Consider the following 21,690-nt stretch of genomic DNA (forward strand, 5'->3'; position numbering starts at 1 on the left):
CTCCCGATGACGACGCAGACCTCGCCACGACCGCTCTTTCACTGGCCGCTGCTCCGCCTGGCCCTGGCGGACTCGCTGCGGAAGCTGGACCCGCGCCAGCAGGTCCGCAACCCGGTCATGTTCGTGGTCTTCGTCGGCGCGATCCTGACCACGGGCCTCGGCCTGCAGGCGCTCGTCGGCCGCGGGGACGAGCCTGGCTGGTTCATCCTGGCCGTGACGCTCTGGCTCTGGTTCACCGTCCTGTTCGCGAACTTTGCCGAGGCCATGGCGGAGGGGCGCGGGAAGGCCCAGGCCGCCGCCCTGCGCCGGGCGCGCCGCGATCTCGCCGCGAAGAAGCTCGCCGAGCCCCGATTCGGCGCCGCCTACGCGCTCGTGCCGGGCCACTCGCTCGCGAAGGGCGATGTGGTCCTCGTCGAGGCGGGGGACTTCATCCCCTGCGACGGCGAGGTCATCGAGGGCATCGCCTCCGTGGACGAGAGCGCGATCACCGGGGAGAGCGCGCCGGTCATCCGGGAGAGCGGCGATCGCAGCGCGGTCACCGGCGGGACCCGCGTGCTCTCCGACTGGCTGGTCGTCCGCGTCACGACCAACCCGGGCGAGACCTTCCTCGATCGGATGATCGGGCTAGTGGAGGGGGCCAAGCGCCAGAAGACCCCCAACGAGATCGCGCTGACCATCCTGCTGGCCGCCCTGACCCTCATCTTCCTGCTCGCGACCGTCACGCTCCTGCCGTTCTCGCGCTACGGCGTCTCGGCCGCGGGCCAGGGGACGCCGGTCTCTGTCACGGTTCTCGTCGCCCTGCTGGTCTGCCTGATCCCCACGACCATCGGAGGGCTGCTCTCGGCGATCGGGATCGCGGGGATGGACCGCATGGTCCAGGCGAACGTCATCGCGATGTCAGGCCAGGCCGTCGAGGCGGCCGGCGACGTGGACGTGCTCCTGCTCGACAAGACCGGCACGATCACGCTCGGCAACCGCCAGGCGGTGGCGTTTCTCCCGGCCGAGGGGGTCAGCGAGACGACCTTGGCCGACGCTGCCCAGCTTGCCTCCCTCTCGGACGAGACGCCCGAGGGGCGCAGCATCGTCGTGCTGGCCAAGGAGCGGCACGGCCTGCGCGGCCGCGACCTCCAGGCGCTGGGGGCGACGTTTATCCCCTTCACCGCCCAGACGCGGATGAGCGGCGTGGACCTGAACGGCCGGCAGATCCGCAAGGGGGCGGCCGACGCTATCGAGGCCTTTGTCGTGAAGCGGGGCGGCCAGATGCCGCCGGCGGTCCAGCAGACCGTGGACGCGGTCGCGCGGCAGGGCGGGACCCCGCTGGTGGTCGCGGACGGCGCGCGGGTGCTCGGGGTCATCCAGCTCAAAGACATCGTCAAGGGCGGGATCCGGGAGCGCTTTGCCGAACTGCGGCGCATGGGGATCAAGACGATCATGATCACGGGCGACAATCCCCAGACGGCCGCGGCCGTCGCGGCGGAAGCCGGCGTGGACGACTTCCTTGCCCAGGCGACGCCCGAAGCCAAGCTCACGCTCATCCGCGAGCTGCAGGCGGGCGGGCGCCTGGTCGCGATGGCCGGCGACGGGACCAACGACGCCCCGGCGCTCGCGCAGGCCGACGTGGCGGTGGCGATGAACACCGGTACCCAGGCGGCCAAGGAGGCCGGCAACCTCGTGGACCTGGATTCCAACCCCACCAAGCTCATCGAGGTCGTGGAGATTGGCAAGCAGCTCCTGATGACGCGGGGCGCGCTGACCACCTTCAGCCTGGCCAACGACGTGGCCAAGTATTTCGCCATCCTCCCCGCCGCCTTGGTCGGGACGTACCCGGCGCTGGGATCGTTGAATGTCATGGGCCTGGCCACCCCGGCCAGCGCGGTCCTCTCGGCCGTCATCTTCAACGCCGTGATCATCGTCGCGCTCATCCCGCTCGCGCTCCGCGGCGTCCGGTACCGGCCGGTCGGCGCAGCGCGCCTGCTCCGCCGGCACCTGCTAATCTATGGGCTCGGCGGGCTCGTCGTCCCGTTCGTCGGCATCAAGCTGATTGACTGGCTCCTCGTCATCTTGGGGCTCGGCTGAGGGGGGACCCGATGCGCGCGCACCTCCGCCCGGCCATCGCGATCCTGCTCGGCCTCACAGTCCTGACCGGGCTCCTCTACCCGCTCGCCATCACCGGCCTCGCCCAGGCTCTGTTCCCTTGGCAGGCCAACGGCAGCCTCCTCGTCCGGGACGGTCAGCCGGTCGGCTCCGCGCTGGTCGGCCAGCCCTTCGACGAGCCGCGGTACTTCTGGGGCCGGCCTTCCGCCACCGCGCCCGTTCCGTACAACGCCGCTGCCTCGGCCGGCTCGAACCTCGGCCCGACGAACGCGGCGCTGCGGCAGGCCGTCGCGGCCCGGATTGCCGCGCTCCGGGCGGCCGACCCGGTCAACCCGAAAGTGATCCCCGTGGACCTCGTGACCGCCTCCGCGAGCGGGCTCGATCCCCATATCAGCCCGGCGGCGGCTGACTATCAAGTCCGCCGGGTGGCCGCGGCGCGCCGGCTGGACGAGGCGACGGTCCGGCAGCTCGTCGCCCGGCACACTCACGGCCGCCTGCTCGGTCTCTTCGGCGAGCCGGTGGTCCACGTGCTGGAGTTGAATTTGGCGCTGGATGGCTTAGACTAGAACGGTGCGTGCGCCTGTTCTGCGACCGGCTGGTCCGGGGGCTCTATGACTACCCAACGGCCCGATCCCGACGCCCTGCTCCAGCGCGTGCAGGCAGAAGAGGCCCGGCAACGCCGCGGGAAGCTCAAGATCTTCTTTGGTGCGACGGCCGGCGTGGGGAAGACCTACGCCATGCTCGAGGCCGCGCACGAGCAGCGCGCGGACGGGGTGGATGTCGTGGTCGGGTGGGTGGAGACCCACGGCCGGGCTGAGACGGAGGCGCTGCTCACAGGCCTGGAGATCCTGCCGCCGCGGGCGATCGAGTACCGCGGCACGACCCTTCGCGAATTCGATCTGGACGCGGCGCTCGCCCGCCGCCCGCAGCTCATCCTGATGGACGAGCTGGCCCACACGAACGCCCCCGGCTCGCGCCACGCCAAGCGCTGGCAGGACATCCAGGAGCTGCTGGAGGCGGGCATCCACGTCTACACCACCGTCAACGTCCAGCACCTGGAGAGCCTCAACGACGTCGTCGCCCAGATCACGGGCGTGGTCATGCACGAGACGGTGCCCGACTCGGTCCTGGAGCGAGCCGACGACGTCGAGCTGATAGACCTTCCTCCGGACGACCTGCTGGAGCGCCTCAAGGACGGCAAGGTCTACGTGCCGGAGCAGGCGGAGCAGGCCATGCGGAATTTCTTCCGCAAGGGCAACCTCATCGCGCTCCGCGAGCTGGCGCTCCGCTGCACGGCCGACCGGGTGGACGCGCAGATGGAAGTGTACCGGCGCGACCATGCCGTGGCCCGGACCTGGCCGGCCGGCGAGCGGCTCATGGTCTGTGTGAACATGAAACCCCGCGGGGCGCGGCTGGTCCGCGCCGCGCGCCGGATGGCGGCGGGCCTGCACGCCCCGTGGCTGTGCGTCTACGTCCAGACGTCGCGGCATCTGCGGCTGCCGCAGGTGGACCGCGACCGGGTCATCCAGACCCTGCGGCTCGCGGAGCGGCTCGGCGCCGAGACAGTGACCCTCACCGGCGATCGCGTGAGCCAGGAGCTGCTCGACTACGCGCGCGCCCGCAACGTCACCAAGATCATCGTCGGCAAGCCGGTCCGGTCCCGGTGGAAGGAATGGCTCTTCGGTTCGGTCGTGGCCGACCTGGTCCGGAACAGCGGAGACATTGACATCTACGTCATCACCGGCGAAGCGGGCGAGGGGCGCCCGCTCATGGCCGGCGTATTCCAGCGGACGAGCCGCTGGTGGGCCTACGGCCAGGGCGCGCTGGTGGTCGCCCTCTGCTCGCTCGTCGCCTGGCTGCTGTTTCCCGCGTTCGGCACCGCGAACCTCATCATGTTGTACTTGCTGGGCGTGACCGTCGTCGCGGCTCGCAACGGCCGCGGGCCGTCGGTCCTCGCCTCGATCCTGAGCGTGGCGGCCTTTGATTTCTTGTTCGTGCCGCCGTACTGGACCTTCGCGGTCTCGGACGTGCAATACCTGCTCACGTTCGGGGTCATGCTCGTCGTCGGGCTCCTGATCAGCGGGCTCACCGCCCGGACCCGCCAGCAGGCGGAGCTGGCACGCCAGCGCGAGCGGCGGACGGCGGTCCTCTACGCGCTGAGCCGCGAGCTCGCGACGCACCGGCTGGTGGACAACCTCACGCAGGCGGCGGTCCGGCACATCCGCGAGGTGTTCGAGAGCCAGGTCGCCGTGTTCCTGCCCGATGCGGCGGGGCGATTGATGCTGCAGCCGGGCGAGGGGGTCGCTTTCGCCTTCGACCAGCGGAACGAAGGCGTGGCCCAGTGGGTGTTCGAGCACCGCCAGATGGCCGGTCAGGGCACGGACACCCTGCCGGGAGCGGGGGCGCTCTACCTGCCGTTGGTCGGGACGCGCGGGCCGGTCGGGGTGCTGGCGGTCCGGTCTGAGCAGCCGGGCCGGCTGCTCGATCCGGAGCAGGTCCACCTGCTTGAAGCGCTGGCCAGCCAGCTCGCGCTCGCCGTCGAGCGCGCTCGCCTGGCCGAGGAGATGCAGCGCGCGCAGGTCCAGGCCGAAACCGAGCGGCTGCGCAACGCGATCCTGAGCTCCATCTCGCACGACCTCCGCACGCCGCTGGCGGCGATCACGGGCGCGGCCAGCGGGCTGCTGGCCGGCCAGGAGACCTTACCCCCCGCCTCGCGGCGCGACCTAGCCCAGGCGATCTACGAGGAGGCGAACCGGTTGGACCGACTCGTCAGGAACCTCCTGGACATGACCCGGCTGGAAGTCGGAGCCGTGCACCTTCACAAGGAATGGCATCCGCTGGACGAGGTCGTCGGTGCGGCCTTGACCAGGCTGGAAGGTCGGCTCCGCGGCCGGCGGGTGACGACGCAGTTTCCCTCGGACCTGCCGCTCGTCCCGCTGGACGGCGTGCTGATTCAGCAGGTCGTCATCAACCTGATCGAGAACGCGTTGAAGTACACGCCGGCCGACAGCCCGATCGAGCTGGCCGCCGCGCCGCAGGACGGGGCGGTCTTGTTCGAGATCGCGGACCGGGGTCCGGGCCTGCAGCCCGGTGACGAGCAGCGCATCTTCGACAAGTTCTACCGGGCGAACCCGGAGCGGGAGGGCGGCGTGGGGCTAGGCCTCACCATCTGCCGCGGGATCATCGAGGCGCACGGCGGCCGCATCTGGGCGGAGAACCGCCCGGGCGGGGGTGCGGTGTTCCGGTTTACCCTGCCGCTCGAAGGGGCTGAGCCGCGGCTGGAGCCGGAGAAGGCTGAGCCCCAGTCGGCCGTCTGAGCGCGCCTGCCCGGGGGACCGTATGCCCACTCACCAGGCCACCGTGCTGTTGATCGAGGACGAGCCGGAGATCCGTCGGTTTCTGCGGGCGACGTTGCCGCCGGAGGGCTACCAGGTCGTCGAGGCGCTAACCGGCCAGGAGGGGCTTGCGCAGGCGGCTGCCCGCAACCCGGACCTGATTCTGCTGGATCTCGGGCTGCCCGATCTGGACGGCCTCGAGATCGTCAAGCGTGTGCGGGAGTGGGGGGCGGTCCCGATCATCGTGCTGACGGCTCGGGACCAGGAGGCCGTCAAGGTGCAGGCGCTCGACCTCGGTGCGGACGACTACGTCACCAAGCCCTTTGGGGTCAACGAGCTGCTCGCGCGGATGCGCGTGGCCCTCCGGCACCGTGCGCGCGTTTCCGCCGAGGCCGCCGACTCCGTGTTCGTCCTCGGCGACCTCAAGGTGGACCTGGAACGGCGACAGGTGTTCGCAGCCGAGCACGAGGTCCATCTCTCCCCGCTCGAGTATAAGCTGCTCACCACCTTGATCCGGCACGCGGGCAAGGTGCTGACCCACCGCCAATTGCTCAAAGAGGTCTGGGGCCCCTTGCATGTAGAGGACTCGCACTACCTGCGCGTGTACATGCGCCAGCTCCGCCACAAGCTGGAGACCGATCCCGCGCGGCCACGGTATCTGCTCACGGAATTGGGGGTGGGCTACCGCCTGCGGACCGATTGACCTCCCCAAGCCCGTCGCCGGCTCCTTAAGAGTACTGCCCGCGTCCGCTGCCCCTATCTGTGTAGATAAGCGTCCCTATCCCTTCCGGATAGCCCTCCGAGCAGCTCAGCACCAGCCGCCGGAAATGCCTCTCGCTGCTCTCTTCTCGGAAATCACATCGAATCAGTCACTTGCGATGATCGGTCCGGAACGGGCCGCGCGCGGTATTGCCCTTGCTCTCTTCCCGGGCAAGGACGTGGTTGAGGGATCCGCTGCAATCGGGGAGGGCCGGGACATGGTATTCGTGGTGGCACTGGGGGGCAGGGTGCTGTTCCTGCTGGCGTGGAGCCTGATCGTGGCGGCATTGGTGGGCGAGGACCTCACGGGTCGCGACTGACTCGCCTCCATCCGGACTTGCACCGGCGTCCCGCCCGGTCTAGAGTAAGGGCTCGCTTCCGGCCTTGTATCCTGTTGTCGAGGGTGGGCGCGAGCCGAATCCACCGGCCGGCAAGCGACCTCATCGCGGATTGACACGCGACCTCACCGATACGGGGGCACCATGAGACAGGAGGTACGCGCCGCGCTGTGCGCGAGCGTCGGTCTGTTGTTGCTGGGGACTGCCGGCTGTGTCACGACGTCGGATCTGGAGAAGCTCGACCAGGGACTCACCCAGAAGCTGCATCAAGGCCTGAGCCAGACGGCGGAGACCGTCACCGGGGCGGTCCGCAAGGAAGTCGGCGACGTGCGCGCCGAGTTGGCGGAGCTGCACGCGGCCGAGCAAGCCAAGCTCGATGACCTGCGGGCGGAGGTGGCCGCGATCCGCCGCGCGCAGACGCAGCGCCAGGACGAGCTGGCCAGGACGCTGGACGTGGTCCGGACGACGCTTGAGACCGAAGTGGTCGGTCTACGGCAGGTCGTCGAGACCCTTAAGACGGACACGAAGGCGGCGCTCCAGCAGGCCGAAGCCAACCAGGCGATGCAACACAAGCTGCTGATGGCGTTGCGGTCGGACCAGGCGACGTTCAAGGATGTGCTGGCGGAGCACGCCGCTGCGAACACGCAGGAGCTTCTGAAGCTCCAGAGCATGGCGGACAAGGTCGCCAGTCAGGTGCAGAGCCTGCAGGCGGCGGTCGCCAGCCTGAATGCCGGGCTCCAGCAGCTCACGCCGGCCGTCGCTGCTGTCCAGGGCCAGATGCAGGCCTTGAACCAGACCGTCCTGGGCACCTACCGGCTGGAGGAGGCGGCGCTCCGCATCCGGTTGAAGGCGCTGGAGGAGGGGATCAAGCAGCTTGAGCCGGCCGGCCCTCCGAAGGACGCGGCGAGCGGACCGGCCAAGGCCAGCGGGCCGCGGTAGGCGCGTCGCCGCTCGGAGGGTTCACGGCTTGACCGCCTGCCGCGCTCCCCTGACTCGAGCCGTGCTGAGTCTCCTGCTCGGCCTGCTCTTCTCGTCGAGCGGCTGTGTGCACGTCATCCATGTGAGGCCCAAGCCGGACCGGGTTGCGGTGGAGCCGATCCCGGCCACCGTGACCGTCGAGGTCGCCAGCCTCGCGCAGGAGGGGCCGGGCAGCATCCCGCGCATCTATTACCTGAAGTGGACCAAGCAGGATCTCAGGGAGGCCGTTGAGGGCTATCTCGAGAAGCGGCGCACGTTCGCTGGCCGGGATGGCGCCGCGGGAGACCTGACGCTGTCGCTCAAAGCCGCCCTGCGCCTGGAGAGCCGGGACCGGTACGTCTTCATCTTCGAGATCGAGGGTACCGTGCTCAAGCGCGGCACGGCGCTCAAGTCCTACCGGGGCCGCGGCCGGGCCGTTGGCCCCTGGGCGCGGTGGACCACCGCCTCCGACGAGGAGCCGATCACGGAGGCGGTCCGCCTCGCGCTCGACGAGATCTTCGCGGCCATCGAGGCCGACCGGGCGGTGCTCCTCGAGGCACGCGGCTCGTAGCGGCTCGCCCGCTGCGCTACCGCTTCGCGGCGGAGTGGGCCCCGGCCTCTTGTGCGTGAGTCTGGCCGCCGAGGAACCGGAGCCGCTCCCGGCCCCGCAGATGGTCGGGGGTGATGAGGTAGTCGCCGCCCATGCTGGTCGTCCAGACGGCCATCGCGGAGTCCTTGTTGCCGCCGGAAAAGGTGAACGTCAGGACGCCGACGGTTCCGCCGACGATGGCGTAAGCCACCTTGGCGGCGCCGTAGGGCACGGTGAGCACCCAGGCGGCGGCGTTGATCCCCCACTCCGACGGCGGCTCCGACCCGGTCGTTTCACCGGAGCCGGCCGACTGGGCCCGGCTGGCCGGCGCGGCGATGACGCCCAACCATGCGACGAGGAGGGGCAGGGCCGCCGCTCGTACCAAGGCTGTCCGGATCGCGGGATGCCGGTCGAACACGGATTGTCTCTCCTCCTTGCTCATGGGTCACTCCCTTAGGGTGAGCCGCAACCGGCCTCTTCGAGGCGACATCATACGCCAGTTTGCGGGCCGGCTCCAGAGGAGAGTGGGATGTCGGGACGATGACCGATGAATGGCGACCCTCACCGCATCGTGCGGGTCGAGCTGTGGCCAGTTGATGTGCCTCTCACCGATCCGTTCGTCGTCGCGACGGGCGCGCGGCGCACCGCCCAGAACGCGATCGTCCGTGTCACGCTCGCCGGCGGGGCGCGAGGGTACGGCGAGATCGCGCCCTTTCCGGAAGTGGGCGGCGAAGATCGCGCGGCTACCTTGGAGGCCGCGGCGCAGCTTGCCCGGGCAGCCCTCGGAGAGTCGGTCCTCCGGGTCCGGCGGCTCGCCGCTCTGTTCCGCGAGGTAGCCCCGACCCTCCCGGCGGCGCGCTGCGGGCTGGAGACGGCGGTGCTGGATGCTCTCTGTCGGGCCGCTGGCCTGCCGCTGTGGGGATTCTGGGGCGGAGCCGACCTACGCGAGCGCGAGACGGACATCACGATTCCGATCGCCGACCGCGACCGGACCGTGGCTCTGGCGTGCGGCTGGTACCAGCGGGGCTTTCGGCTCTTCAAGGCCAAGATCGGGACAGATGTGGACGAGGACGTCCGCCGGGTGGAGGCGCTCCACCGTGCGCTGCCGGGCGTCTCGTTCATCGCCGACGCTAACCAGGGCTATACCCGGGCAGAGAGCCACGCCTTCATAAAGGCCGTGCGCCGGTTCGGAGGGAACCTCATCCTGTTGGAGCAGCCGGTGGCGAAGGACGACCTCGAGAGCCTCGCTGCGCTGCGGCACCAGGCGGGCATCCCTGTGGCTGCTGATGAATCCGTCCGGAGCCTCGAGGACGCGAAGCGCCTGGCCCGGGCGCAGGCGGTGGACTTTCTCAATATCAAGATCATGAAGAGCGGGGTGCTCGCGGCGCTGGAGATCGCGGCCTTCGCGCGGGCGGCGGGCCTTCGCCTGATGATTGGCGGGATGGTCGAAACACGTGTCGCGATGGGCTGCTCCTTCGCCCTGGTCCTCGGCGTAGGCGAGTTCGACCTCCTCGACTTGGACACGCCGCTCCTGCTGGCGGCCGATCCTGTGAAGGGCGGCTATCGCTACGCTGGGCCCCTCCTGCAGCCCTGGGAGGGGCCGGGCCTCGATCTCGAGGTGGAGGGCGTCGCCGCAACGACGATCGCGTGACCGGGCCGGACGCCCGAGGGAGTTGCCCCCGACGGTTTCAATCGGGGGCCAGCCGAAGGATTGACAACACGGGTGGCCCTGCTATAGCGTTGCCCCAGCACTCTCGCTTGGGCCGGTGCGGGTCGTCGGCGTGACTCGGCCGGCGTCAGCCGGACTCACCAGCGCAGCGGGGTGGTCCGGATCTCGGCGGAGGCTCACCTGTGTGGCCTACCTCGCGCCTGACGACGTTCGGTCTCGTCCTCACGCTGCTTGTGGGGCTGTCCCTGGGACGCCCCAGGGCATTCGCCGCAGACCAGGCGGGGAAGCCGGGCCCGCCCGCCGGATCAGCGCCCGCCGCCAATGCCAACCGGGACGGGAAGGCCGTCGCGGATGAAGCCTTCCGCAAGATTCTGGCGGAGGGGATGGTCGTCTCCATTCCTCCTGTGGACCAGCTCAAAAGCCTCGTGGAGCAGGAGGGGGCCGGCAACGCCTCGCTGAACGTACCAGTCACGCTCCAGGCGACGGAGGCAGCCCGCGCGGCCCTGGAGGCCGCGGCCCAAGAGCTGGGCGGCACGGTCCTGGACGCCGTCCTCGAACTGGACTACGGGATCGTCTCCGTGAAGGCGCGCTCGGCCCGGATCAGCGACGATCCCGGCCTCATCGAGTATTTTCAGAAACGCATCGGGTCTCTCCTGCTGCGATTGGATTTGGTGCTGGACGACGGCCAGGTGTACGAGTGCACCACCGGCAACCCTTGGCGGCTGCCCGTCACGACCGTCTCCACGCTGTTTGCGTACGGTGGCCGGCCCAGCATTCAGGGGCTCGGCCTCTCCCCCGCCTACGACAGCAAGGACTACGGGTTCGTCGCGGCGCGGAGCGACACGATGAGGGTCATCTTCAAGGCGACGATCCCGGCCGAAGATATGGCGCGCCTGCAGAAGCTCACGGCCAAGATCGTTGTGGGGACGGGGGACGAGCGCGAAGGCCTGTGCCAGAAGGCCAAGAAGTAGGGAGCCTGGGCTTCCCCGGCGAAGGGGACGTCCGGGGGAGCCGTGCGGCCATAGCGGGCCGGCGCAAACCCGTCTATAATAGAAAGCCATGAACCGGGGAGGAGAGCGATGCTTCCGCTGGCTCTGCTCATCTCCTTGATGTTCCTGACCTGGGCGGCGGCGATCGTGGCGACCTATACCGAGGCGGGCAAGCCCTCGAGCGGGTCGCCCGGCACCGAAGCCGAGGATCAGGATTACTACGAGGCGGCGTAACCCTGATCTCTGATCGGGCCGTCCATCCGAGCCAGGCGAGCCTCGGCGAGCCTGGCGCCTGCCTTGTCCGTGCCCGCGCCCCCTCACGCAGCCCGCGCAGAGGTCCAGCCTGACACGCTTGCCCCGACGATTGATTGGGGTGACGACAGGAGATTCTATGAACCCGGATTCCGCAGTTGAAGGACGATCATGGGGAGGCGCCATGGGCATGAGGCGTGAATCGGATCGCTGGCACGGGAAGGTCGGCCGGCCCGGATGGGGGCTGGCTGGCGGCATTCGCCTCGGCCAGGTCCCAGTCCAACTGCGCCGCAATCGGGAGGCCTTCCGTGAGGGTGCGCAGGCGCTGCAGAAACTCCGCCCGCTCCTCCGGTGGAACGGCGAATCGGACGCGGAGCCGTCGGGCTTCGGGGATCAGGTCCGCCGCGACCAGAACGATCAGGTCCCGGACGGCCCGCAGCCGTCGTTCAAACCAGCACGAGGGCAGCACGGTTTCCCGAAAGCCCCTGAGGAAGGTGTCCAACACACAGCCGGTCCGGAAGGCTGCATCGGTCGCGTCGAACGACTGCAGGCAGAACGTGTCCAGGCTCAGGGCCTCCGTGAGTGCTTGGATCCGGTTCTCGCTGTCCGCCCGGCCCGCGTCCATCCACGTCACCAGGTCGGCGGCATAGGGCACAGAGGTGACGAAGACCCGATACGGGTCGCCGGGACACTCGATCAGCCTCCGCCCGCGCGCCTCAGGCCGCTCCGCCAGGGCTTGGCGCAGGCCCACAAACCGGCGCGTCTGCCCCCGCCAGGCCGGCCACGAGGCCATGCCATCGGCCACCGCGATGCCCCGGGCGACCGGGCGCCAGTCGGCCGCCGGAATCCGCTGCACGACCAGCTTGCGCACCAGCGGCGTCAGCCGCGCCACGATGAGAGACGGCCAGTCCCGGGCTTCCAAGAACAGCAAGAAGGCCGTGACAAAAAAGCCGGCAGCGGCCCGTACCAAGCCGATCCGGTGCCCCGCTGGCAGCCTCGGCAGCGCGTGCGCCAGCAAGGCCCGCGCACCAGTGGCGGTCCCGGCATGGCCGGCTCGCACGGTGGCCCACCAGAGCCGCCGCCGTTCACTCAACCAGGCGACCAACGGGTGAGGCGAGGGGCGGCCGGGCTTGAGCGGGGTGTGCCCCTTGAGGCTCCCCTCTTGCTCGCCATAGCGACAGAACACGGTCGAATCCAGATCCCACGGATGGCCGAGCAGGATCGGGCGCATGGCGCTCAGGGAGAGCCGCATCAGCGCTTCGGACCCCTCGGTGAGCCGCCGGTCGGTCAAGCCGTGGCAGAACCGCCGCACGGGATCGGGCGCCGGGAACCGCGCGAGACCCAGGAGGCGCGGGAACAAGGGAGCCCGACGGTACTGCGTGACGGGCTCGACCCGCTCGATCCCCAACGCCAGGCTGGACCACCACGCCAGCCGCACGTCCCCCGCCGCGATCTGATTGTTCGAGCTCTTCGCGAAGGGCGCCAGCAGCGGGATGAGCGCGGCCCGCAGCCCGATCAGTGCGAAGGATAGGCGGAGCAGCATGGCCCCAGCCCCGACGGTGATCGGATGGTCCGTAAACGCGAAGCGGATCTTCGGGTAGAGCGATGAGGCCGGTGGCTGACGGGTGCGCATGCCAAACCTCCTGTCCAGCCAGAAGAATTTGGCCGCGCATTCTACATCAAGACGAACCAACTGCGGAATCCGGGATGAATAGGGCCCCCTTTACGTTGGTCGACAGTCGAGGTATGAAGGCCCGACTGTCAGGGGTGAGCAACCACCACCAACGAAAGGGGGCAGACGATGGTGTACATCGGATTGGATGTCAGTGGCAAGAGTCTGGTGGCCTATGGGGTCAATGAGCGGAAGCAGCGCGTGTTCGAGGGAGAGCAGCCAGCCACCCGGGCAGGACTCCGGGCGCTGCTGCGGCAGGTGGGCGTTGGCCCCAAGCTGGTCGTGTGTGAAGCGGGCAATCAGATGAAATGGATCGCGGAGACGCTGAAGCAGATCGACGGGGTGCAGGGGCATGGGGTGCATCCGAATGAGGTGAAGTGGATCACGGAGAGTGGCGGGAAGACGGATCGGGTGGATGCGAAGAAACTGGCGGAGTTGGCGCGCGCGGGGCTGCTGCCGCGAGCGGTCCACGTGGTGGAGGGGCCGGTGCGGAAGCTGCGGGAGTTGGTCAGTGCCCGGCAGCAGGTGCAGAGCAAGCGGGTGGCGTTGATCAATACGATCCGGGGCTACGTGTACCAAGAGGGGCATCGGCTGCCCGAGAAGTTCTTTGCCGGCGCCACCTGGCGGGCCAAGTTGGCGCGGCTGCCGGTGAGCGCCCCGCTGACGCTGATCATCGAGACGTTCATGGCCAGCATCGAGGCGCTCGAGGCGGCGGAGTGGCAGCTCACCGCGCGGCTGCGGGCGATCGAGGATCCGCGGTGTCCGCTGCTGGAGAGCATCCCGGCCATCGGCCCGCTGGCCGCCCGCGTCCTGGTGAGTGCGCTCGATGAGGCCCGCCGGTTTGACGATCAGAAGGCTGTGGCGAACGATGGCGCCTTGGCACCGACGATTTATCAGAGCGGGGAGGTGCGGCAGTTGGGGCGGATCAATCGCGATGGGCGGCTGGAGGTCCGCCGCATCCTGCTGCAGTGTGCCCATACGGTGGTGCGCATGCAGAGCCACGGGGCGAAGCCGTTGCAACCGTTCGACGCCCGGATCGCCCGGCGGCGGGGGAAGAAGATCGCCGTGGTGGCCCTGGCCCGCAAGCTGCTGACCACGGCCTATGGCGTGCTGAAGTCGGGCCAGCCGTATGACCCGCGCCGGCTCCAGCCAGCCACCGCGTAGCGTGCGACTGACGGTTGGGCCAGGTTGTCTCACCCGGATGGACAGGCACAGACAGTGAGCCCGCATGTCCCTTGAGGACCCGACCTCGTGTTGGAGATTGGGCGGCTGTCTTTGCACCGGAAGGTTGGGCGATCGAGCCCGCATGGGAGGTTAACGGTCCATCTATTTCAACAGGGCCTCGTGTTGACTGTTGACAGAGGCCCTATTCATGGGAGGAGTCAATGACCGAGACGCCCGGGGCTGGATCGGAATCGAGGGAGATCGCCACCCTTGCGGGCGGATGCTTTTGGTGCTTGGAGGCGGTCTATGACCAGATGAAGGGGGTGGAATCGGTCGAGTCCGGCTACACGGGCGGGCGGATCCCGAATCCGTCCTACGAGGCGGTGTGCACGGGCTGCACGGGCCACGCCGAGGCGGTACGGATCGCCTTCGATCCGAAGGTCGTCTCCTATCTGGAGCTCCTGGAGGTGTTCTTCGCGATCCACGATCCGACTACGCTCAACCGGCAGGGCAACGACGTCGGTACCCAGTACCGCTCGGCCATTTTCTACCACTCGCCGGAGCAGCGGGCGACGGCGGAGGCTATGATCGCGGAGCTGACGAGGCGGCAGGTCTTCGAGAGGCCGATCGTGACCGAGCTCGCGCCGGCCGGCCCCTTCTACGTCGCCGAGGCCTACCACCAGGAGTACTTCGCCCGCAATCCCTCCCAGCCCTACTGCACCTATGTGGTCGGCCCGAAGGTCGCCAAGGCCCGGAAGCTGTTTGCGGAGAAGATGAAGGGCTTGTACCGTACCTGATTTCTTGGACACTGGAATGCCGTATTCAGCGCGACCTCTGGGCCGCGTCGCGTGGTGATCGCCGGTTCCTTCTCTGGAGCAGCCCGTTCCCGTCAAGAGCTGCACGATGGGGTCAGTCTCCCGCTCCTTCTGCCCCCTGAGGGGATTCACCAAGGCTGTCGCATCAGGTGGAGCACCCGGAGCGTGGAGGTGCGAAGGTCCTGCACGCGGCGGCGCGCTCGGCCCTGGCAGTGCCCTTCGCCGAGAACGGGCGAGGCCGCGCGCACCTGGCGGATGCGGGCCGTGCGCCTTCGTCCGTGTCCGAGGTCTTCGGGCTACGCCTGGCCGGCTCGCGGGACGGCTGCACGGCGCGGTCCTGTGGGCGAGAGAATGGCGACCGGCTCTTCCGGTCCCTCCGGTTTGTGCTAAGCTGAAGCCATGGCCAGCCTCTTCAAGGGCTTGGAGTGGATCGAGGAAGCGCGGGAGCGCCTGACCGGGCTGAGTTTCATGGCCGGGGTGTTCGTCGGCCGGCCGGACTTCTCCCTCCTGCTCCCTCCGCCGGAGCCGCCCGAGGAGCGCGCGATCGGCGAGGCCTATTGCCGCGAGATCGAGCGGTTCCTCCGGACCCACGTGGATCCGGACGAGATCGAGCGGACGGCGACCATTCCCGAGCCCGTGCTCAAGGGCCTGCTGGAGCTCGGCGCGTTCGGGATGAAGATTCCCAAGGAGTACGGCGGGCTCGGCTTCTCCTACACGAACTACGGCCGCGTCCTCACCCTGATCGCAAGCTGGAGCAACATCCTCTCGCTGACTGTGGCCGTGCCTCAATCCATCGGCATCGCCATGCCAATCCTGCTGTTCGGGAGCGAGGACCAGAAGAGGACCTACCTCCCGCGGGTCGCCCGGGACTGTCTCTCCGCCTTCGCGCTCACCGAGCCGATCACCGGCTCTGACGCGGCGAACATCCGGACCGAGGCGGTGCTGGAGCGGTCGGGGACCCACTTCCGCGTGAACGGGGAGAAGCTCTGGTGCACGAACGGCTCGATCGCCCGGTACATCACGCTCGTCGCGCGGGTTCCGGCCCGGCAAGTCTTCCGGGGCGACAAGGCCGCATGGGAGCCGGTCCGCGAAGGCGAGCCCTGCGACGACCGGGTCCACACCGCCTTCATCCTGGACATGCGGAGTCCGGGCGTGGCCATCCGGGAGCGCTGCCAGTTCGAGGGCTGCCGCGGCATCGAGAACGCCTACCTGACGTTCACGGATGTGCGGATCCCGGCGGAGAACGTGATCGGCGAGGTCGGCCGCGGGCTCCGGTACGCGCTGACGATTCTGAACGTCGGCCGGGCGGTCAGCATTCCGGCGATCTGTCTCGGCATGGCGAAACAGGCCTGGCAGCCGACCCTCGACCGGGCCAACAGCCGGCTGACCTTCGGCAAACCGCTCGCGGAGCGGCAGACCCAGATGATGCGGGTCGGCCGGATGGCGACGGACCTCTTCGCCATGGAAGCCTTGGCCTCGCTGGTCTGGCGCCTGGCTGACCAGAAGCAGTACGACATCCGGATCGAGGCAGCGATCGCGAAGATCTTCTGCTCGGAGCGGACCATCCAGTTTCTGCGGGACGCCCAGATCCTCTTCGGCGGGATGGGCTACGAGACCGCCGACTCCAAGCGGGTGCGGGGCGAGCCCGCCTTCGGGATTGAGCAGCTTGTCCGGGACGCCGAGATGTACCGGATCGGCGAGGGCGCGACCGACGTCCTGCGTCCCTTCGTGGCCCGGGAGGGGCTGAGCCCGCACCTGGACCGGGCCCGCACGTATCTGGATGAGCAGGCGCCAGCCAGCGCGCGGCGCCGGGCGCTGCTGGCATTGATCCGGTTCTACCTGCCCTGGTACCTGGCGCGGTTCAGGCGGGCCCCGCTGCCCGCGGCGCCGCCGTGCCAGCATCCGCGGGTCCGCGAGAAGCTGCGCTACGCGGAACGCGCCAGCCGGCGCCTGGCCCGGGCCATCCTCTGGGCGATGGTGCGGCGGCGCGCCGCGCTGCGGGACGACCAGGGGCGGCAGAATCGGATCGAGGCGGTCGGCGAGGATATCCTGACGATCGCCGCGACCGCGCTGCGCGCGGAAGCGCAGGAGCGCGTGGCCGGGGATGCCTCGCTGTGGGTGCTCGCGGACGAATTCTTCAGAGAGGCCCGGGTGCGGATCGCCCGCGCCGTGCGCGAGCTCATCCGGAACGACGACGCGGCCTCCGCCGCGGTCGGCCGCCGAGCCCTGCAGGGCGCCTTTCCCCTTCTCTCCGACGGGATCATCCGGCGGGGGCTCGACGCCTACCGCGTGAAGCCCGTGGATCAGGTTCCGGAATGGGCGGTCGGGCGCCGACCAGTCCCCCCCTCTTGACCTTCCCTCCGGCACTCCCGCTACCATGGAAGGGCCAGTCTTCAGGAAAGGAGGCTCTCCAATGCGCCCAGCCCAGGATCTCCGGGAAGGTCATGCTATTCTCCTCAACGGCGAGCTGTACAGGGTCCTCTCCGTGACGCTCCATTCCGGCACGGGCCAGTTCGCTGGCTCCGTGCGGGCCACGCTCCGCCACCTCCGGACGGGACGGGAACGGGAGCAGCGCTGGGCCATGGATGATCGGGTCGAGGATGTGGCACTGGAGCGCGTGAAGATGCAGTTCCTCTATTCGGACCAGGACGAGGTCGTCTTCATGCATCCCGAGACCTTCGACCAGGTGAGCCTCTCGCGCGCGGCCCTGGAGAAGGTCCTCCCCTTCCTCAAGGAGGGTGATAGCATCCAGGTGGAGTGCTACGAGGGCAAGCCGGTATCGGTGGACATGCCGCGCGCCGTCGAGGTGACCGTCGCCTCCTGCGGGACCGGGATCCGGGGTCAGGGCGAGAATACGATGAAGGACGCGACGCTGGACAACGGCATGGTCATCCTCGTTCCCCAGTTCATCCAGCCAGGGGACCGGATCCTGGTCGAGGTGGAGACGTGCAAGTACCTGGACCGGATGCGCAAGGAAGGCAAGCGGGCGCCGGAAGGGCGCAAGGCGAGCTGACGGTGATGGACGAGTCCGCCAGGCATGCGCTCGCGGAGCTGGCCGTGGTGACCGCGATCGGCGTCGAGCGTGCGCCGGGGCCGGTCGAGCGGCGGCTGGTGCTCATGCAGGCGTTCGGCGAGGCGCACCGGATCAATCCCGCCGTCACCGAGGACCCCGACCTGCGCCTCCTGGACGGCCTGCTGCGCGAACGCCACGCGCTGATCCCCAGCCTGGAAGCGCTCTGGATGGAAGAAACGGGCTAGCCGCCACTACAACAGCCCGTGCTGCTCGCGGCCGATCCGGCTGTCGTAGAGGCGCGACGACTTGAAGGGCTCGAAGCGGCCGTCGGCCGCGTAGCCTGCGACTCGGGTCCGCAGCGCGGCCATCTCCTGCGGCGTCATCGGCACGAACCGGCGGGCGATCCCGAGGTTCTGCCGGAGGACCTCCCGGGAGTCGATCCCGCTCACGATCGTGGCGACGGGCAGACTCAGCACGTAGCGCAGCGCTTCCTCCGCGGTCAGCACCCGGTGCGTGATCGGGGCGCCGTTCCCGCTCAGCGTCTTCATGGCGAGCGGCGCAATCCCGCGGCGGGTCAACTCGGGGAGCACCTCCCGCTCGAAGCTCCGGAAGGTGCCGTCGAAGACGTTGAGCGGGAGCTGGCAGGCGTCGAAGGGAAAGTCGTGGGCGAGCATCCGGAGATGGAGCTTCGGGTCCTTGTGCCCCGTGAACCCGAGGAACCGGACCTTGCCCTGCTGCTTGGCCTCTAGGAGCGCCTCCGCCGCGCCACCGGGCGCGAAGTGGCGGTCCGGGTCGTCCTCATAGATCACCTCGTGAATCTGCCAGAGGTCGAGGTAGTCGGTCCGTAGCCGCCGCAGGGAGTCCTCCAGTTGCTGCATCGCCACCTTCTTGTCCCGGCCGTGCGTGCAGACCTTGGTCATCAGGAACACCTGCTGGCGCCGGCCCGCCAGCGCTCGGCCCATCAGCTCTTCGGCGCGGCCCTGGTGATACTCCCAGGCGTTGTCCATGAAGGTGATCCCGGCGTCAATCGCTTCGTGGACGATCCGGATCGCCTCGGCGTCGCTGGCGGCGCGCCCCAGGTGGGCGCCGCCGAGGCAGAGCACCGAGACCGCGAGCCCGGTACGGCCGAAGGGGCGGCGCGGGACCTCGCCGGCCGCCGGCTGTAGGCCAGGGACCGGCCCGGGCGCCGCCGCCTGAGCCAAGGCCCGGGCGGCCGCGAGCGGTCCGCCCAGCGCCGCCATGGCTCCGAGCGCGCCCAATCTCTTCAGGAGTTGTCGGCGGCCGACCGCATCGGCCCCGGTTTGGATCTCCCGCTTGTCTTGATCCATGGACTCCATCACTCCCTTGTCGCGTCCAGGCTGACGACCGGCTCGTCGCCGACGACCGCGGCGGAATGGACCGTTCCCCGGGGCACGGCGAGCACGTCGCCGGCTTCCAGGACCACCTCCCGTCCTTCCACCACCATGCGGAAGCGGCCGGAGAGTACCGCGTCCAACTTGTCCATCCCGTGGGTATGGTCGGGAAAGACCGTGCCCGGAGGATACACATAGCGCGAGACGCGGTAGCCGCGCGCCTCAAGCTTCCGCCGCAGCGCCGCTTCCGAGAGCGGCCCGTCCCGTGTCGGGTCCCAGCGTTCGATCCGCACCCTGCGCTCCAGGCCGGCCGGGCGGCAGTCGCCCGGCTCCCCCGATTACGTCCATTTCTAAATCGTTCCGCTCCGTCCCGCAACCCCCTGTCCGGCAGGGGGAGGACGGCCTGTCGCTGCGCCGGGAAGCCCCGCCGGTGGCCGGAGCGTTGTGTCCAGCCGCGCGGTCCTGTATATCTGATACGGAAGCGCACCGTGCCTCCGACAGCCAACCCACCCAACCTCGACCTGCTCCGCCTCGGCCTCTCGCTGGTCGCCACGCTGAGCCTGCTCGTCCCCGGCGAGCCTCCCTCCGCCCGCGCCGTTACCGAGCCGGCCGCTGAGCTGGCGCGCCATCTGGCGGCCATCGCGAACCTAGCCGAACCCTCGCCACTGATCTCCGTGCCGGCTGGCTGGTTCCTCTTGGGGAGCGTGCGGAAGGACGACGACCCCTACGGGCTCGAGACGCAGTTCGACGACACGGAGCTCCCGCAACGGCGCATCTGGCTCGACGCTTTTGCGATTGACCGCGACGAGGTCAGTCTCGGGGAGTTCCTCGCGTTTCTGCAGGAGCGGGGGCGGCCGCCAGCCGACGAGCTGCAGCGGCTGATCTGGCACGTCATCACCGTGCACAGCCTGCCGGACTATGTCCTCGCCCGCTGGCCCGCGCTGTACGTGACCTGGGCCGAAGCCGACGAGTTCTGCCGGGCCAAGGGGAAGCGCCTCCCGACTGAGGCGGAGTGGGAGAAAGCGGCCCGCGGCGCTGACGGCCGCCTGTTCCCCTGGGGCAGCGCACCGCCGCAGCCGGGCCTGGCGGTGTTCGGCCAGTACCACGTCCATGAGATCCCGCTGGTCGCGTCGGTGAACAGCGGAGACGAGGGGCAGAGCCCCTACGGCGTCCGTCACATGGCCGGCAACGTCGCCGAGTGGGTCCAGGACTGGTTCGGCTTTGACTACTACTCGGTGATCCCCGAGCGGGACCCGCCTGGCCCGACGTCGGGCCGGTACAAGGGCGTCCGCGGCGGCTCATGGAAGAGCAAGCCGGCCATGTTGCGGGCCGCCACGCGCAACGGCGCCCCGCCGGACCAGCGGGCGCCGACCATCGGGTTCCGTTGCGCCAAGCCCGGCTCGTAGCCCGCGCCCGATGGGCTCAAGTCCCCCTGGATACCTGCCGAGAACGCAGGCGATGAGCCGTCTCGGCAGACAATCGCCTAGAATCCCCGCGTGCGCCGCGAGCCCGGTCCAGTCACGCAGCGGGGCGCCGCGCCCCCAGGCCCCCGCCGTCTATTGCGGGTGGCAAAAGGGGACGGCCCTGATTCCGGGGTTTGAGGTCTGGATACTCGTCCGGGACATCGAGGGCCATCCGGCTGGCTCCAGCGTCAGCCGGCAGACGTTGGAGCTGGCCGGCTACTGGTGTCCGCCTGTCACCCACCCGCCTGCGTAGAATCCCGCTGTGCGGCCGACCCGCCGTCGCCCGGGCTCTTGCAATTTCCCGGGGGCCACCTTACCATCCACCCACACAGGCGCGGTATGCTTCGACCGGGTCTCGTCCTTCTGGGCCTCCTCGCAGGCGCGGTTTGTTCGCTGTTCGCCTCCGCGGGCGAGGAGCGAGCTCTGCAGCGCGAGGCCTTGGTCGGCACGTGGGGCTGCCAGTCGGTCTACGGCGGGCCCTTCACGGGCCGATCCTGTCGCACGTGGCCTCAACTGACGTTGAGCGCCGACGGGACCTATACCTGGGGGAGCGAGCAAGGGACCTGGGAGATCGGCGACAGGGGGCTGCACCTCTCCGCCCGCACAGGCGTGGGGCGGCTCGAGGCCGACGGGCGGCTGGTCGTGGAGTACGAAGTCAAGGGCACGCAGTATCGGCAGGTGCTCTTCAAGCGCTGAGCATCGGGCCGCCGTGCGCCTGCGGTGCCGCTCCCCTCTCTTTGGAAGCGGACCTGGCCGGCCAGCGACGAACCGATCGTTCAGGCGAAGACAGCCGGGACGGCAGCGGCGATCAGCAAGGAGGTGGCTCTATGCGGGCGCAGGTAGGCAGGGGTCGGGGCGGACGTGCGCGGGCGTTGTTCTGGAGCGTCGCCCTTGGGTTGGTCGTGGCGGGAGCCCCAGCGGGCGCCACGGATGTGAAGGCTCCCGTGCGGACGGTGCAGGGTGAAATCGTGGCCGTCAACCTCGAGGCCGCTCCGCCGGTGCTCGTGGCCAAGACGCAGACGGCGAAGAAGCAGGAGCTGATCGTCGGCGTGGTCGTCCAACCGGACGCGGTGATCACCCGCGGGAAGCAACGGGTCGCCCTGGGCGACATCAAGGTGGGCGAGCGGGTGGACCTCACCTACGTCCGGGACGCGAACGGGCTGGTGGCGAAGGCGATCCACGTGCGGTAACGGGATGGCGCCAGGCGCTGGGCATCCCGCGCGCTCGGC

21 protein-coding genes are annotated in these 21,690 nt (G+C 69.3%); 17 read left to right on the top strand and 4 right to left on the bottom strand.

The genetic code is table 11. The annotated features are described in order from the left end of the window. Positions 1 to 6: 6 nt before the first annotated feature. The 6 genes from kdpB (at position 7) to ACWHYQ_RS09385 (ending at position 8,054) form a co-directional block, all read left to right on the top strand. Positions 7 to 2,076: a potassium-transporting ATPase subunit KdpB gene (gene kdpB / locus ACWHYQ_RS09360; protein WP_447975418.1), complete on the top strand. Its 2,070-nt coding sequence runs from the start codon at positions 7 to 9 to the stop codon at positions 2,074 to 2,076. A gap of 11 nt (positions 2,077 to 2,087) precedes the next feature. Then, the gene (gene kdpC, locus ACWHYQ_RS09365; RefSeq protein ID WP_447975419.1) at positions 2,088 to 2,660 is read left to right on the top strand and encodes a potassium-transporting ATPase subunit KdpC; all 573 of its coding nucleotides are present in this window, start codon (positions 2,088 to 2,090) and stop codon (positions 2,658 to 2,660) included. 45 nt (positions 2,661 to 2,705) lie between these two features. Then, positions 2,706 to 5,411: a DUF4118 domain-containing protein gene (locus tag ACWHYQ_RS09370; RefSeq protein WP_447975420.1), complete on the top strand. Its 2,706-nt coding sequence runs from the start codon at positions 2,706 to 2,708 to the stop codon at positions 5,409 to 5,411. Positions 5,412 to 5,433: 22 nt separating this feature from the next. Further along, complete coding sequence (locus ACWHYQ_RS09375) at positions 5,434 to 6,132, top strand: response regulator (protein WP_447975421.1); 699 nt, start codon at positions 5,434 to 5,436, stop codon at positions 6,130 to 6,132. A gap of 538 nt (positions 6,133 to 6,670) precedes the next feature. Continuing rightward, positions 6,671 to 7,465: a hypothetical protein gene (locus ACWHYQ_RS09380; RefSeq protein WP_447975422.1), complete on the top strand. Its 795-nt coding sequence runs from the start codon at positions 6,671 to 6,673 to the stop codon at positions 7,463 to 7,465. A gap of 61 nt (positions 7,466 to 7,526) precedes the next feature. Continuing rightward, positions 7,527 to 8,054, top strand: a complete 528-nt coding sequence (locus tag ACWHYQ_RS09385; RefSeq protein ID WP_447975423.1) for a hypothetical protein — start codon at positions 7,527 to 7,529, stop codon at positions 8,052 to 8,054. 16 nt (positions 8,055 to 8,070) lie between these two features. On the opposite strand, the gene ACWHYQ_RS09390 is transcribed toward ACWHYQ_RS09385, so the two are convergent. After that, positions 8,071 to 8,514 (bottom strand): hypothetical protein, encoded by a 444-nt coding sequence (locus ACWHYQ_RS09390; protein WP_447975424.1) that lies wholly within the window; start codon positions 8,512 to 8,514, stop codon positions 8,071 to 8,073. Between the two features lie 105 nt (positions 8,515 to 8,619). Between ACWHYQ_RS09390 and ACWHYQ_RS09395 the strand changes: the two genes are divergently transcribed. From ACWHYQ_RS09395 to ACWHYQ_RS09405, 3 genes are all read left to right on the top strand, one after another. Next, the gene (locus ACWHYQ_RS09395) at positions 8,620 to 9,723 is read left to right on the top strand and encodes a mandelate racemase/muconate lactonizing enzyme family protein (RefSeq protein ID WP_447975425.1); all 1,104 of its coding nucleotides are present in this window, start codon (positions 8,620 to 8,622) and stop codon (positions 9,721 to 9,723) included. Positions 9,724 to 9,923: 200 nt separating this feature from the next. Next, a complete protein-coding gene (locus ACWHYQ_RS09400) occupies positions 9,924 to 10,712 on the top strand; it encodes a hypothetical protein (protein ID WP_447975426.1) in 789 nt (262 codons plus the stop codon). Positions 10,713 to 10,820: 108 nt separating this feature from the next. Continuing rightward, the gene (locus tag ACWHYQ_RS09405) at positions 10,821 to 10,964 is read left to right on the top strand and encodes a hypothetical protein (RefSeq protein WP_447975427.1); all 144 of its coding nucleotides are present in this window, start codon (positions 10,821 to 10,823) and stop codon (positions 10,962 to 10,964) included. A 187-nt stretch (positions 10,965 to 11,151) separates the two neighbouring features. Here the strand turns inward: ACWHYQ_RS09405 and ACWHYQ_RS09410 are convergent, their stop codons facing one another. After that, positions 11,152 to 12,615 carry a transposase gene (locus tag ACWHYQ_RS09410; protein WP_447975428.1) on the bottom strand — a complete coding sequence of 488 codons (1,464 nt, stop codon included), beginning with the start codon at positions 12,613 to 12,615 and terminating at the stop codon, positions 11,152 to 11,154. Positions 12,616 to 12,783: 168 nt separating this feature from the next. Between ACWHYQ_RS09410 and ACWHYQ_RS09415 the strand changes: the two genes are divergently transcribed. The 5 genes from ACWHYQ_RS09415 to ACWHYQ_RS09435 all read left to right on the top strand — a co-directional run bounded on the left by ACWHYQ_RS09415 (position 12,784) and on the right by ACWHYQ_RS09435 (position 17,891). Beyond that, positions 12,784 to 13,818 (top strand): IS110 family transposase, encoded by a 1,035-nt coding sequence (locus ACWHYQ_RS09415; RefSeq protein ID WP_447975429.1) that lies wholly within the window; start codon positions 12,784 to 12,786, stop codon positions 13,816 to 13,818. Between the two features lie 221 nt (positions 13,819 to 14,039). Then, the gene (msrA, locus tag ACWHYQ_RS09420; RefSeq protein ID WP_447975430.1) at positions 14,040 to 14,615 is read left to right on the top strand and encodes a peptide-methionine (S)-S-oxide reductase MsrA; all 576 of its coding nucleotides are present in this window, start codon (positions 14,040 to 14,042) and stop codon (positions 14,613 to 14,615) included. Positions 14,616 to 15,032: 417 nt separating this feature from the next. Next, positions 15,033 to 16,985, top strand: coding sequence for an acyl-CoA dehydrogenase family protein (locus tag ACWHYQ_RS09425; protein WP_447975431.1), 1,953 nt, complete (start codon positions 15,033 to 15,035; stop codon positions 16,983 to 16,985). Between the two features lie 61 nt (positions 16,986 to 17,046). Continuing rightward, positions 17,047 to 17,646 carry an elongation factor P gene (locus ACWHYQ_RS09430; RefSeq protein WP_447975432.1) on the top strand — a complete coding sequence of 200 codons (600 nt, stop codon included), beginning with the start codon at positions 17,047 to 17,049 and terminating at the stop codon, positions 17,644 to 17,646. Between the two features lie 2 nt (positions 17,647 to 17,648). Further along, a complete protein-coding gene (locus tag ACWHYQ_RS09435) occupies positions 17,649 to 17,891 on the top strand; it encodes a hypothetical protein (RefSeq protein WP_447975433.1) in 243 nt (80 codons plus the stop codon). A gap of 6 nt (positions 17,892 to 17,897) precedes the next feature. Here the strand turns inward: ACWHYQ_RS09435 and ACWHYQ_RS09440 are convergent, their stop codons facing one another. Then, positions 17,898 to 18,974 carry an aldo/keto reductase gene (locus tag ACWHYQ_RS09440; protein ID WP_447975434.1) on the bottom strand — a complete coding sequence of 359 codons (1,077 nt, stop codon included), beginning with the start codon at positions 18,972 to 18,974 and terminating at the stop codon, positions 17,898 to 17,900. A gap of 8 nt (positions 18,975 to 18,982) precedes the next feature. After that, a complete protein-coding gene (locus ACWHYQ_RS09445) occupies positions 18,983 to 19,291 on the bottom strand; it encodes a cupin domain-containing protein (RefSeq protein ID WP_447975435.1) in 309 nt (102 codons plus the stop codon). Between the two features lie 195 nt (positions 19,292 to 19,486). On the opposite strand from ACWHYQ_RS09445, the gene ACWHYQ_RS09450 reads away from it, so the two are divergent. The 3 genes from ACWHYQ_RS09450 (at position 19,487) to ACWHYQ_RS09460 (ending at position 21,651) form a co-directional block, all read left to right on the top strand. After that, the gene (locus ACWHYQ_RS09450) at positions 19,487 to 20,404 is read left to right on the top strand and encodes a formylglycine-generating enzyme family protein (RefSeq protein WP_447975436.1); all 918 of its coding nucleotides are present in this window, start codon (positions 19,487 to 19,489) and stop codon (positions 20,402 to 20,404) included. A 396-nt stretch (positions 20,405 to 20,800) separates the two neighbouring features. Continuing rightward, positions 20,801 to 21,157 carry a hypothetical protein gene (locus ACWHYQ_RS09455; protein WP_447975437.1) on the top strand — a complete coding sequence of 119 codons (357 nt, stop codon included), beginning with the start codon at positions 20,801 to 20,803 and terminating at the stop codon, positions 21,155 to 21,157. Positions 21,158 to 21,288: 131 nt separating this feature from the next. Further along, positions 21,289 to 21,651, top strand: coding sequence for a hypothetical protein (locus tag ACWHYQ_RS09460; RefSeq protein WP_447975438.1), 363 nt, complete (start codon positions 21,289 to 21,291; stop codon positions 21,649 to 21,651). Positions 21,652 to 21,690 lie beyond the last annotated feature (39 nt).

The sequence above is a fragment of the Nitrospira sp. Kam-Ns4a genome, from assembly GCF_965152595.1.